The sequence below is a fragment of the Lederbergia sp. B243.17 genome, assembly GCF_057657925.1.
Genome location: NZ_JBWBKF010000082.1, coordinates 108250 through 122064, shown reverse-complemented (window position 1 = coordinate 122064; position 13815 = coordinate 108250). Strand labels below are relative to the sequence as shown.

The following is a 13815-nucleotide window of genomic DNA, read 5'->3' as shown; positions in this document are numbered from 1 at the left end:
CGGCGATTATTCATCACAATAATTTTTAAGGCATGTCTTGTCTAAAAGGAGGTACCACAGTGGAATACATGGTATTTGATATTGGCGGCACATTCATTAAACATGCTGTCATGGATGGAAACGCAAGAATTTTGAATAGCGGAAAGATCGCCACTCCCCAGGAAGGACTGGAGGTTTTTCTGAGCAAGTTGTCGGAAGTCGTGGCAGAGCAAAAGCGCCGATATGATATTCAGGGCATCGCCATAAGTTCGCCCGGTGCTGTGGAGGCCGATACAGGGTATGTAGGCGGCTCTAGTGCCGTCCCTTATATCCATGGCAATAATATTGCCATGATGCTAAAGGAGCGCACGCAACTAAAAGTAACGGTCGAAAATGATGCGAATTGCGCTGCTTTGGCTGAAGGATGGCTAGGTGCTGCTAGAGATGTGGATGACTATGTTTGTATCGTTGTCGGAACCGGAATCGGAGGATGCATTGTTAAAGACAACAAAATTCTCCGCGGTTCTTCGCTCCATGGCGGTGAGTTCGGTTATATGATTATAGGAAATCCGCTGGAAAACCCGTTAGCGACGACTTGGAGCCAAGTCGCTTCGACGAACGCGCTTGTAAAAGAGGTAGAGAAGAGAAAGTCTTTACCACTAGGGAGCCTGGACGGTGAGAAGGTATTCCGGATGGTGGAAGAAGGCGACAGAATTTCTGAAGAAAGCGTACGCCTTTGGTATAAGAAGCTTGCTGCAGGTATTTACAACATCCAATATGTGATTGATCCCCAAAAGATCCTGATCGGGGGAGGAATCAGTAAACGCCTTGAAGTGATAAGAGGAATAAATGAAGAGCTGGCACTGCTAAAAGATGAAATATCAACATTGGATATAAGAGTGGAAGCTTGCGAATTGGGCAATGATGCGAATTTGGCAGGCGCTCTGTATCACTTTTTATACTCTATTTACTGAAAGATGCAGCCGATTTGAATGAGTATCAACATGCCTATTCTGATAGTTTATCTGTCAGGAAAGGCATTTTTTTATAAGTTTACAAATTTGACTGCCAATCTTGTGAAATGCTGGTAATATAGTCTTAGGAGCATAGTTTGTATTCTAATTCATGGATGGTGTTGGAATTGGAAATTTATGTGGCAAGACAGCCGATTTTAAATAAAAGACAAGAGATCATCGCCTATGAGCTTTTATACCGGAACAGTGAAAAGAACATTGCTTTTCCAGTTCCGGGAGAGCAGGCAACATCTGATGTCATGAACAGCATTCTTCAAATGGGATTTGAGGAACTGGCAGACGGGAAAGATTGTTATATCAATTGTACGGAGAAATTTCTTGAGCAGAGCATTCCATCTTATCTTCCAGCGGGCAAAACGGTCATTGAAGTGCTGGAGACAGTAGAGATAACAGAAAGGGTAGTCCAGAACTGCCGCCGGTTGAAAGCTGCAGGGTACAGGATTGCATTGGATGACTTTGTTCTTCGGGAAAATAACCACCATGTAAGAGAACTGCTGACATTTGTAGATATTGTAAAAATTGATATACGCCAGACTCCCCGAAGCGAGCAGCTTAGGATCATTGATAAATTGAAAGCGTTCCATTTAATTTTTTTGGCTGAGAAGGTGGAGACGCGGGAAGAGTACCTCCAGTGTTTGGAGGATGGCTATTCATATTTTCAAGGGTATTTTTTCAGCAAACCCGTCATGCTATCTGCAGGTGATGTTCCAATCCAGAACTATAGCTTGCTGCTCGTCATGGGGGAGCTTGCAAAACAAGACCCTGACATTAATTATCTTGCAAACGTGATTGAACGGGACATTTCCCTTTCCTATAAATTACTGAAATTGATCAACTCCGTTCTCTTGCGGCCGGCACCGATCAAGACAATCAAACAGGCAATCGTATTTTTAGGGATCATCGAGTTGAAAAAATGGATGTTCGTGCTTTCTTTTCAGGATCACGTCGGGAAAGAATACATAGGAACAAATGAAATTGTAAAAATGAGTTTTATCCGGGCCAGGGCGGCTGAATCCATTGCAATCGAGCAAGGGCACCGGATGAAAGCACCGAGCTATTTTTTGATTGGCTTGCTGTCATTGATTGATGCCTTAATGAAAAGGCCGCTTGAAGCTGTGCTTGCACAAATGCCGCTCGATAAGGAAATCCAGGCGACCATCCTTGGGGACGAAACGGAATACAAAGCGATATTTGATTTGGTAAAGGGGATGGAAAGAGCCAATTGGAACGAGATCGGCGAGCTTTGCCACAAAATAAACATTGATGAAGGAACCGCTCTTAACGTCTATAGAAAAGCCGTCCTTTGGACAAATCAATTACTTGGAAAAAACACGTGAGGTCTGCTCCCTTTCAAGGGGGCAGACCCTTTTTTATGTTCTAGTTCTGTAATCGTTATTATTTTTTTGCGCGTTATTGTTGGAGGAGGATGAATAAAACAGAAGGCTGTTAATAAAGTGGTTAGTAGGTACCTTGTAAACAATTACATTGTAAAGAGGAAATGTGGGATGGGTCATGGCGAATATGCAGCAGGTTGCGAAAAAAGCGGGCGTTTCCATAGCGACCGTTTCCAGGGTTTTAAATGCACCGGAAGCCGTAAGTATGCATACGAGGCGGAAGGTGGAGGAGGCAATTGCCGTTCTGAATTATGAGCCGAGCCTGCTCGGACGGAATTTGAGAAATTCTGAGAGCCGGCAAATTGTCGTATTGATTCCGAGCATCTCGAATCCTTTTTATTCAGAAATTATCAATGGGATCGAAGAGGTGGCAACCGAGAACCAATACACAATTCTACTAGGTGAAACGGATTCCAAGGCAGAGCGTGAAAACATTTATTTTGCAATGGTAAGGAACAAATTGGCCGACGGCGTTATCTCAATGGATCCGGCTGTCAACATGGAAACCGTCCATGAAATAGCCGAAAAGAATCCTATCATATTGTGCAGTGAATATGAGGAGGGGGGAAGGATTCCGTACATCGCCATTGATCATGAAGCGGCTGCATACCAGGCAGTCAAACACCTGATTGCGCTTGGAAACCATTCGATTGCATTGATCAACTGTGATGAGAAATTCTTATATTCAAGGCAGCGCCGGAATGGTTATGAGCGGGCGCTTCGTGAATTTGGGCTCGTCGTGAAGGAGGAGTGGATGTATACTACGAAACGGCTAGATTTCCAAGATGGAATGCAAGCGATGAGGATTTTACTGCAAGCCGCAGAGAAGCCATCTGCCGTTTTTGCCGTCTCGGATACCCTGGCGATCGGAGCGCTTAAATACTTGAAAAACAGTGGTATTAAAGTACCTGAGGAGCTTTCTGTCGTGGGATTCGATAACATCAGCTTTTCGAATATGACGAATCCGACGTTGACGACTGTTGCCCAGCCTATGTATAAAATGGGCAGGCTGGCCGCAGAAATGCTGATCAGCCGCATTCAGGGCCAAAAGGTCGAGAGCATTGTACTTGATCACGAGTTGATCATCCGGGAATCAACACTCGGCTAAAACGGGACGGGAGGGATAGGATCATGGGCATGAAGGTTGGCATTATCGGCTGCGGTTCCATCGCCAAGTTCCGGCATGCCCCGGAATACCGCGCCCATGCGCAAGTTGATGAAATTATTTTTTACGACCGCCATCCCGAAAGGGCGCAGGCATTGGCGAAAGAATTTGGCGGCCGGACCGTTCAAACGATAGAAGAGCTATTGTGCAACCCTGAAGTCATCGCGGTCAGTGATTGTTCATCAAATGATGCTCATCACATTTATACAGCGAGTGCTCTCCTGCACGGAAAGCATGTCCTTTGCGAGAAACCACTCGCTATCTGTGTCAAGCATGGTGAAGAAATCCTCAAAGCAGAGCGGAAATCCGGGAAGATATTGATGGTCGCCCACAATCAGCGTTTTGCAAAAGCTCATCAGAAGGCGAAAATGATGTTGCAAAAGCAGACTCTTGGAAAGGTGCTCACCTTCTCCACTCATTTTCAGCATGGCGGCCCGGAAAGCTGGGGGGTCGATAAATCAAAGGGTACATGGTTTTTCAAAAAAGAACGCTCCGGCTCAGGAGTTGTCGGGGACCTCGGCATCCATAAAATCGATTTAATCCATTACTTGCTTGATGATGAAATCGAGGATGTTCTATCCTTCAGCGGCACCCTTGACAAAGTCAATGAAATGGGGGAGCCGATAGATGTACCCGATAATGTGATTTGTGCATTAAGGACACGGAAAGGACGGTTGGGAACGGCTGTTTTTTCCTGGACAAATTACGGCACCGAAGATCATTCGACCATTATTTACTGTCAAGAAGGCGTTATCAAGCTTTATCAAGATTCCGTCCACCCGTTAATAATCGAGGAGAAGGATGGAACGATTATCAAATATGAAATCGAGCATATCCAGACAAACGAGCAACAGACGAATACCGGGATCATTGATGCGTTTATCACCTCCATTGTAAACAATACCAAGCCTCCTGTTACAGGAACGGATGCACTGGCAGCCATGAAGATCATAGAAAAAATACTTCAAAGTTAACTAGGCTGGGGTTCTCTAAATACTAAAGCTGAAATCATTTTCATATAGTGTGAATAACCGGTGCAGTTTTACCAGTCGACTACAATGCTGTTAGAAAAAATGAAATGGATTACAGCCGGAGAGGGGGAAATATGATCAGGGTTGCTCTTATCGGACTCGGCTTTATTGGCAAAGCCCATCTAAAAACCTATGAGAAGATTTCAGCATGCGATGTAAAGGCGATTTTGTCGAGAAAAAAAGTGACAGATGCTGATGTGGCTGTGAGATATGCAGACTGCTTTACCGATGACTATGATGCACTTCTGCTGGATAAGGAGCTCGATGTTATTGATATTTGTCTGCCGACATACTTGCATGAGGAATACATCATCAAAGCGGCAAATGCCGGAAAGCATATCATCTGTGAAAAACCGCTCACCCTTTCGCTTGATTCGATGGAGCGGATCCTTGAGGCAGTTACTAAAAATAGAGTCCGATTGTTTGTCGGCCATATCCTCCGCTTCTGGCCGGAATACAAGCTGATCAAATCGTACAGTGAAACACCGCCATTCAATGATATCGAATTTGTTCATGCAGCAAGGCTGGGTCAGGCTCCGCATTGGAGCGGCTGGTTCCGGCAACCTGAAAAGAGCGGCGGTGTCCTGTTCGATCTTCATGTCCATGATATAGATTTTCTCCACTATATGCTTGGCAAGGCTGCTTCCGTTTACGCTGCGGGAGGCAAAAATGAGTGGGGCGCCTGGGATCATGTGATGACGACAATCAAATTCAAAAACGGCAAGACAGCATTTGCTGAAGCATCCCATCGTATGCCGCCGGGCTTCCCGTTTACGATGAATATCCGTGCCGCCGGAGTTGAAGGAGCGCTTGAATTTGAATTTGCAGCAGGAAGGAATATCGAAAATATGGGAGAAGCGACGCGACAGCTGACGGTCTACAAAGAGGGCCAGAAAATAGAGGTTAATCCCGAAAGGGCCGATCCGTTCTTTACAGAGCTCAACTATTTTCTCAGCTGCATCAAGAATGGAGAGAAAAACGACGTGATCCCTTTGGAAGAGGTTCACTATACGCTGGAATTGCTGTCCGCAATTAAGGAGTCGCTTGAGACGGGAAGTGAAGTCCGGCTTTAAAGACGATCATAGGGAGGCGAATTTTGATGAGAAAGATGAGATATTTATTGTTTTTGTCCCTGTTTTTGCTCGCCGCAGTCATCAGCGCATGCGGAACGAAATCAACGAGTGAGGCTCCCGCTGAGACACCGGGCGGGCAGACGGAAGCTCCGGACACAGAGAAGGAAGAGAAGTACAAAATCGGTATCCTTGCACCAGCCGTCACGCACGGATGGGTGGCGGCCGTCGCGTATCATGCAGAAGCGAGAGCAAAGGAATTATCTGGCGAAATCGATTACCAAATTCAGACGAGCAGCAATGCCGAGGAAATGACTGCTCAACTGGATGACCTGCTTACTTGGGGGGCAAAAGCGATCGTTGCTTTTCCGCAATGGGAAGGGATGGAAGTACCGATCCAGCGTGCGCTTGATGAAGGCGTGGAAGTGGTGAATTTTGATATCGTCATCAACGCTGACGGTGTGTACCGGGTTGCCGGGAACAATGAGGATATGGGTGTCCAAGGCGCAAATTACATTGTCGACAAGATCGGTAAGGAAGGAAATGTCGTCATGTTGGAGGTCCCTACAGCCGGATCAGTTTCAGAGTTGAGGAAAAAAGGCTTTGTCGAAACGATGGAGAAGATTGCCCCTGATATGAAAATTGCTACCTACGCGACAAAGTTTACGAGAGAAGACGGACTGAAAGACTTTGCCGACATTTTGACGAGTACACCAAAAATTGATGCGGTCTACTCGTTGGATGATGAAACATCGATTGGTGTTCTGCAGGCAATACGTGAAGCAGGAAGAACGGACATTCAAGTGGTGACAGGTGGCGGAGGCATGCAGGAATACTTCAAAATGATGCCTGAAAACGAGGACATCTGGATCCAGTCAGCACTTTACAGCCCGGCTATGGTAAAAGATGCCGTTGATGTGGCGCTGAAGGTCCTAAAAGGTGAAACCGTTGAGAAGGAAACGATCATTCCGACAACCATTGTCGACCGGGAAAATCATACGGAATTTCTTGATGAACATTCACCATATTAATGAAACAAGGACTGCCGCGCCCGATTGTTCTTTTGCGGCAGTCTGACAATAGGATGTGAATGAATGAAGGTTGAAATGATAGAAATCAAGAAATCATTCGGCAGCAATGCTGTGCTGAAGGACGTTTCTCTTTCCCTTAATGGAGGCGATATTTGCGCACTCCTTGGGGAAAATGGTGCCGGCAAGTCAACATTAATGAACATATTGGGAGGGATTCTCCCTCAAGATTATGGAGAAATTGCTCTCGATGGCGTAACGGCACATTTCCAGACCCCAGCCGACTCCCAGGAAGCTGGCATTGCTTTCATCCATCAGGAATTAAACTTGATCAACGACTTGCCAATTTATGAAAATATGTTTTTAGGCAAGGAATTGAAGACAAAGAGGGGACTCCTGGATACAAAGAAGATGATAAGTGAAACGGAGAAGATTTTTGCCAAAATGGAGATCCGTCTAGACCCAAGAACCGAGGTTGGAAAACTTGACGCCTCTTACAAACAGATTGTAGAGATCTGCAAGGCAATGCTTTCTAATGCGTCCGTCATCATCATGGATGAGCCGACAACCTCGCTGACGGAGCAGGAAGTCGAGCGTGTCTTCGAAATGATGCGCATGCTGCAAAAACATGGAGTCGGTATCATTTTCATCTCGCATAAATTAAATGAGGTAATGGACATCTGCACACGCTATACGGTCCTCCGTGATGGAAAGAAAGTGGCCGAAGGGAAGGTCTGTGATGTTACCGCGGATGAACTGGCACGTTACATGGTCGGCTATGAGGTGAGGACAGAAAAACCAATACGCGTGAAAAGAATCGGCGATACCGTTCTGCAAGTAACGGAGCTCTCTTATAAAAATGTATTTAAAGGGGTTACGTTTAGCGTTAAAGCCGGAGAGATTATCGGATTCACCGGTCTGCTCGGTGACGGAAGAAGCGAGCTTTTTCAGATTCTATTCGGGTTGGAAAGACCGGAGTTTGGAACTTGCTCCATTCATGGTAGAACGGTTTCTATAATGGATACCGCCCATGCAATCCGTAAGGGGATAGCCTATCTTCCGCGCAATCGGAAAGAGAATGCAGTGATCAAAGACTTGAATATTATCGAGAATGCTTCTATTGCCGCTTGGCCGACGTTCTCCAGGCGAGGAATCATCAATAGGAAAAAGCATAGGGAATTGTTTCAAACACACCGATCACAATTGAAACTGAAAATGGGGCAATTGACGGATCGAATCGATAGCCTTTCTGGCGGCAATCAGCAAAAGGTCATTCTTGCAAAGTGGCTGGCTGTTAACCCGAAAATCCTGATTTTGGATAACCCGACGCAAGGAGTGGACGTTGGAGCGAAGGAAGACATTTACGACATTATGATGAAATTGGCCGAAGAAGGCATTGCGGTCATTGTCCTTTCTAGTGAAGCGAAGGAAATCATCCGGATATGCGACAGAGTCATAGTGATGTATCACGGGACAATCCAGGGCGAAATAATCGGTGAAGAAATGAACGAACATGCGATCATGACACTTGCTACCGGCGGCCGGCTGTCTCAGTAGGAGGGGAGAAGGGGGAATATGGAGTACGCGGGTGAGAAAGCGAAATGGGGCTTTATCGGGTGGTTCAGACAGAAGTGGTCAAGCGATCCGCTGTTCAGCATTGCCATTGCCCTAGTCATAATGGTCATCTTACAGACATTGGTGCTCGGATTTGATTATGATTCATTTGGCAGCTGGTTTCAGTCCTGGATTAACAATTGGATAAATATTTTGCGGAACAATGCGGGGATCGGAATCATTGCGCTCGGCATGACACTCGTCATTATGACGGGAGGAATCGATCTTGCAGTCGGCTCGACACTTGTTCTTACAGGCGCATTCGCCATGATGCTCTTGGACGAAGGAGCGAAAGGGATTTTGGCCGCTGCTGGAATCGCAGGGGCTCCGGCTTTTTTGGTAACGATCGTCCTTGTACTCCTATTCGGGAGCCTGCTCGGTGCGTTGATCGGCGGTACTGTGACAAAGGGGAATGTCCCCCCATTTATCGCCACGCTTGGCGCGATGATGATATTCAGGAGTATTACCCAGCATTTCATGCAAGGCTATAATCCAAAAGTGCCGATTGAATTCTTACAGATTGCCAGCTTCAAAATCGGAAATTATATGATTTTGCCGATCCTTTATTGGGCGGTTATCGCTTATCTGCTTTACTTTATGTCGAAGCGGACAACGTTCGGCAGGCAAATTATCGCCGTCGGTTCGAATGAGAAAGCCGCAAAGCTGTCAGGTGTGAACGTGCAAAAAGTGAAAGTACGTGTCTATGCCTTGATGGGCTTGCTCGTTTCCATCGCGGCGATCATTCAGGTATCCCGGATTGGTTCCATGGATTTCTCGAATGCCGGCAGGGGGATGGAGATGGATGCAATCGCGGCAGCTGTTGTCGGCGGTACGAGCATGATGGGGGGGAGAGGATTTATCCTCGGAACAGTTTACGGCATGCTGATCATTGCGGTCATGAATAATCTTCTAAATTTGTTTGGTGTGCCGCCATTTTTGCGGGAGGCATTTAAAGGGTTTATAGTCATCGCTGCGGTACTGCTGCAGAGAAAGGAAAAAGCTGCTTGAGGATTCACTGCATCATCTTCGAAATCCCGCAGGGGAAACGGCCCAGGCGGGCTTTTTTTTATCCCTATAACTACAACTCTTGGACCAGTCAATCCAGGTTTCAACGGCCAGCAGAGCGGGTATGTGTTTCGTTAGGTGATAGTGAAGGGGGAGCATTTGGATGGGGGATCGAAATCTCACTCGAGAACAGATGAAGAAAGAAAAAAAACAAAAGAAACAAAGCAAAGGGAAGAGACGGCAAGGAATCCTTTACCGGTTACTGATGACGGTGCTGATCATTGGTTTCTTTATCGTTGCCGGTGTCGGAATTACGGTGCTCGCGTATGTAAATGGGGCGCCTACCTTGGATACCGAACAGCTTGAGACACCGCAATCATCGACCCTCTATGATATGGATGGACAGGCCGTCGTTGACTTATCCGGAACGGAATACCGAAAGGCGGTCAAATTGGAGGAAGTTCCGAAACATGTCCAGGATGCGTTCATTGCTGTGGAGGATGTTAGGTTTTGGGAACACAGCGGTATCGATGTAAAGCGGATTGCCGGTGCGGTCGCCGCCAATTTCAAGGATGGGTTCGGTGCCGAAGGGGCAAGCACGATTACGCAGCAACTCGTAAAGCGATCCTTCCTTACTCCGGAAAAATCGATCAAGCGGAAGGTGAACGAAGCGTACCTTGCACTCCAGCTTGAAAAGAAATATACGAAGAAAGAAATACTGGAAATGTACTTGAACAATGTCTATTTTGGCAAGGGTGCGTATGGAGTGGAAACGGCGGCACAAGTATTCTTCAATAAATCTGTCGGTGATCTGGATATAAGTGAGGCAGCATTGTTGGCAGGTCTGCCTCAACGGCCAAGTGGCTACAACCCATATGAACATCCGGAATTGGCGGAGGAACGGCGGAATACTGTTCTGGCGCTCATGCACAAACACGGGATTATCTCGGAAACCGAGCGGAAGTCGGCCCAGGCTGTTCATGTGAATGAGATGATCCATGAACAGAAACGGAAAACGGCATATGACGGATTTATCGATGTGGTGCTGCGCGAATTGAAAACGAAAGGCATCTCCGAAACCGAACTATATACATCCGGCCTGCACGTTTATACAACAATGGATGCCGCTGCCCAACAATTGACCGACAACGTGTTGACGACCGATGAATACATAACGTACCCGGATGATGAGTTCCGGGCGGGAGTGGCGCTCCTGGATACGAAAACAGGGGAAATCCGGGCGATCGGAAGCGATAGGATTCCCGGTGAACAAGACGTACAGCGCGGTTATAACTATGCTGTTCAGCTAAAACGCCCGCCAGGCTCCACGGCAAAACCGATCATGGCGTACGGGCCTGCAATTGAAACAATGAAATGGCCGACAGCAAAAGTGATTACCGACGAAGAACTTGAATTGAACGGAAAAAAGTTTAAGAACTGGGACAACCGTTTCCATGGAGATGTGTCGATCCGGACCGCGCTTCAATGGTCGTATAATATACCCGCGATCAAAGCGATGGAAGAAGCAGGCGAAGAAACAGCGCAAGATTTTGCGTCCAAGCTCGGGATAGAACTTGAGGAAGTCTTCCCTCCGTACGCAATCGGCGGCTTTAAATACGGTGTTTCGCCGCTGCAGCTTGCTGGCGCCTATGCCGCTTTCGGCAATAACGGCATGTACAACAAGCCGCATGCTGTCCGTAAAGTCGTGTATCCAGACGGAAAGGAACTTGAATTCGACAGTAAGCCGGTTAAGGCGATGAGCGACTACACCGCCTACATGATTACCGATATGCTGAAAACTGTTGTACAAGAAGGAACGGGAAAGCTCGCAAACATCGAAGGGCTTCCGCTTGCCGGAAAAACAGGGACGAATGAGCTGCCTGAACATTTCAGCGGCGAAGGAGTGAAAGATTCCTGGTTTGCCGGCTATACGACCAAATATTCGGCAGCAGTCTGGACAGGCTATGACAAAACAACCGAGGAAACGTACGTCAAAGAAAAGGACGAAGACATTGCCAAATTGATTTTTAAAACAATCGTTTCGGAAGTATCAGATGGAGAAGAAACGCCTGAATTTAGGAAGCCGGATTCGATCGTAGAAGTAAAATATGACAAGGAGACCGGGCAAAAGGCGACAAGGTACACACCGGAAAGCCGGGTAGTTAAAGAACTATTCGTCAAGGGCACTTCGCTTGATACAGGACGGGATACGCTGAAAGCACGAAAAAGGCCCGCAAAAGTGAAAACGAATGAGCCTGTTGTAAAACCGGAAAACTCTGCTGATGAGGAAGTATCTGAACCAGCCGAGACAGAGGATGACGAAAAGAAAGAGGAGGATAGCGGGAACGAGGAAAAACCTGACGGCCAGGATAACGAGTACGGTATAAAAAAACCAGATCAGCCGCAGCCGCCAAAAGACGAATCGGACCAAAAAGGAGATTCGGAGAAAGAGCCGCCAGAGAGCCCGTCTCCGGGTAACAGCGGCGGTTCGGGCGGGGCGCCTCCTCCTGCTAAGCCTAAACCTGACCAGCCGGAAGGTTCGGGCACAGTCCCGCCGGAAACAGACCAAACGAATCCGGGAGAGGACCAGAAACCACCGGGAGAAGGCCAATAAATCATGTAAAGAGGGGCCTGTTCCCCTGCATTGGTAAAACGTTGCCATGCAGGAGGGACAGGCTCTTTTCTCATGAAAAATGTTATAATGTTTGCAGATTTTGGTTCGGGGGGGCGATTTGGATGGTGAAGGTGCTCGTAGTGGAGGATGATCCGAAGATTGCGGGGTTGCTCGGGGATTTTATAGAGAAGTATGGATATGAGGCGGTCATCGTCTCTGATTTTGACAATGTGATGGACTTGTTCCGGGCGGCAAAGCCGGATTTGGTTTTGCTTGATATCAATTTGCCGAGGTTCGATGGTTATTACTGGTGTCGGCAGATTCGTATTGAGTCTATTTGCCCGGTCATTTTCATTTCTGCCCGAACGGGAGAGATGGATCAGGTAATGGCACTTGATAATGGCGGTGATGATTTTATTACGAAACCGTTCCACTCCGATGTCGTCATGGCAAAAATTCGCAGCCATTTGCGCAGGGCTTACGGCGAATATGCGGCAAAGCAGGAAGAGCGTGTACTGGAGATGCAAGGCCTGAAGCTGTTTACAGAACGTTTCGAGCTTCGCTACAAAGAGAGAGAAACCCGGCTGACGAAGAAAGAAGCAGACATACTCGAAATGTTGATTGAGCGGTACCCAAGGGTTGCGGGCAGGGAGGATCTCCTGGAAAGGCTTTGGGATGAGCAGGCGTATGTCGACGAGAACACATTGAACGTAAATATGGCCCGCGTCCGTAAAAAATTACAGGAACTCGGAATTGAAAATGGAATTGAAACGGTCAGAGGCGCAGGCTACCGGCTCCGTGACGGCTGGGAGGCAGATGGCGAATGAAGTTATTTTTCCGTGAGCATCTCGTTTTGATAGTATTGGAGCTTTTTCAGCTCGGTATCATTTTTACCGTTTTGGCGCTGGGGGGCTTTCGGGAAATGTCCTTACTTTTTTATGGATTCGGACTATGCCTCTTTTTTTTCACGGGCTATCTTGTATATCAATGGGTAAGCCGGCGCCTCTTTTACGAGCGGCTGTCCAACGGACTTGAAAAAATGGATGATGCACTTAAGGCAGCAGGACACGCTCCTGCTCCGGAGGCGCTTGGAGAACTGCTGAAGTCACAATACAAGCTTTATATGGAAAATATGCTTGCTGCGCAAGACCGGCAGGAAGAGCATTTAACGTTCATGGATCGCTGGGTGCATCAGATGAAAACACCGCTTTCTGTCATTGAACTGACGGCACAGGGATTGGATGAACCAGATTCATCGAACATCCGTGAGGAAACGGAGCGGATGCGGACAGGCTTGAATACGGTCCTGTATATGGCACGGCTTCGGACGATTGAACAGGATTTTCACATCCGCCCTGTCAAGCTGGCAAAATTGGTTCAAGAGGTAAATCTTGATAATAGGAGATATTTTATCAGAAATGAAGTCTACCCCCACCTCTTTGAGGAGAAAGAGGGCCTTACTGTACAGACGGATGAGAAATGGTTATTCTTCATTGTCGGCCAGCTTATCCACAATGCGGTGAAATACTCTGCCGGAAAGAGCAGCCGAGTAAACATCGCGCTTTATGAACGGAATGGAGAGGCGGTGCTGGAGGTGGCAGATGAAGGGATCGGCATCCCGGTGACAGATCAAAAAAGGATATATGATAAATTTTTTACTGGAGAAAACGGCCGGAAATATCGTGAGTCGACAGGAATGGGACTATATTTGGCCCGAGAAGTATGCAACAGGCTCGACCATAGACTGGAAATGGTGAGTGATGCCGGGAAAGGCACGACGTTCCGGATCATTTTCAGCAAAACACAAAACCTTACATGAATGTAAGGCAACTGAAAGGAAGTTCGATGGCAGCCTCTCTGCTCAAAAAGGTAAACTGACAG

11 protein-coding genes are annotated in these 13815 nt (G+C 47.2%); all 11 read left to right on the top strand.

The genetic code is table 11. The annotated features are described in order from the left end of the window. Positions 1-68: 68 nt before the first annotated feature. The 11 genes from AC0TWI_RS16145 to AC0TWI_RS16095 all read left to right on the top strand — a co-directional run bounded on the left by AC0TWI_RS16145 (position 69) and on the right by AC0TWI_RS16095 (position 13753). Positions 69-953, top strand: a complete 885-nt coding sequence (locus AC0TWI_RS16145) for an ROK family protein (RefSeq protein ID WP_488127390.1) — start codon at positions 69-71, stop codon at positions 951-953. A gap of 137 nt (positions 954-1090) precedes the next feature. After that, positions 1091-2350: an EAL and HDOD domain-containing protein gene (locus AC0TWI_RS16140; protein ID WP_488127364.1), complete on the top strand. Its 1260-nt coding sequence runs from the start codon at positions 1091-1093 to the stop codon at positions 2348-2350. A 175-nt stretch (positions 2351-2525) separates the two neighbouring features. Further along, positions 2526-3515: a LacI family DNA-binding transcriptional regulator gene (locus AC0TWI_RS16135; RefSeq protein ID WP_488127363.1), complete on the top strand. Its 990-nt coding sequence runs from the start codon at positions 2526-2528 to the stop codon at positions 3513-3515. Between the two features lie 23 nt (positions 3516-3538). After that, positions 3539-4546, top strand: a complete 1008-nt coding sequence (locus tag AC0TWI_RS16130; protein WP_488127362.1) for a Gfo/Idh/MocA family protein — start codon at positions 3539-3541, stop codon at positions 4544-4546. A 131-nt stretch (positions 4547-4677) separates the two neighbouring features. After that, positions 4678-5676, top strand: a complete 999-nt coding sequence (locus AC0TWI_RS16125) for a Gfo/Idh/MocA family protein (RefSeq protein ID WP_488127361.1) — start codon at positions 4678-4680, stop codon at positions 5674-5676. A gap of 26 nt (positions 5677-5702) precedes the next feature. Next, a complete protein-coding gene (locus tag AC0TWI_RS16120; RefSeq protein WP_488127360.1) occupies positions 5703-6704 on the top strand; it encodes an ABC transporter substrate-binding protein in 1002 nt (333 codons plus the stop codon). 63 nt (positions 6705-6767) lie between these two features. Next, positions 6768-8258, top strand: coding sequence for a sugar ABC transporter ATP-binding protein (locus AC0TWI_RS16115; RefSeq protein ID WP_488127359.1), 1491 nt, complete (start codon positions 6768-6770; stop codon positions 8256-8258). An 18-nt stretch (positions 8259-8276) separates the two neighbouring features. Beyond that, complete coding sequence (locus tag AC0TWI_RS16110) at positions 8277-9323, top strand: ABC transporter permease (protein WP_488127358.1); 1047 nt, start codon at positions 8277-8279, stop codon at positions 9321-9323. A 160-nt stretch (positions 9324-9483) separates the two neighbouring features. Next, positions 9484-11934, top strand: coding sequence for a transglycosylase domain-containing protein (locus tag AC0TWI_RS16105; protein WP_488127357.1), 2451 nt, complete (start codon positions 9484-9486; stop codon positions 11932-11934). A 122-nt stretch (positions 11935-12056) separates the two neighbouring features. Further along, positions 12057-12761, top strand: a complete 705-nt coding sequence (locus AC0TWI_RS16100) for a response regulator transcription factor (RefSeq protein ID WP_488127356.1) — start codon at positions 12057-12059, stop codon at positions 12759-12761. Next, the gene (locus AC0TWI_RS16095) at positions 12758-13753 is read left to right on the top strand and encodes a sensor histidine kinase (RefSeq protein WP_488127355.1); all 996 of its coding nucleotides are present in this window, start codon (positions 12758-12760) and stop codon (positions 13751-13753) included. Before AC0TWI_RS16100 ends, AC0TWI_RS16095 begins: the two co-directional genes overlap by 4 nt. Positions 13754-13815: the final 62 nt, after the last annotated feature.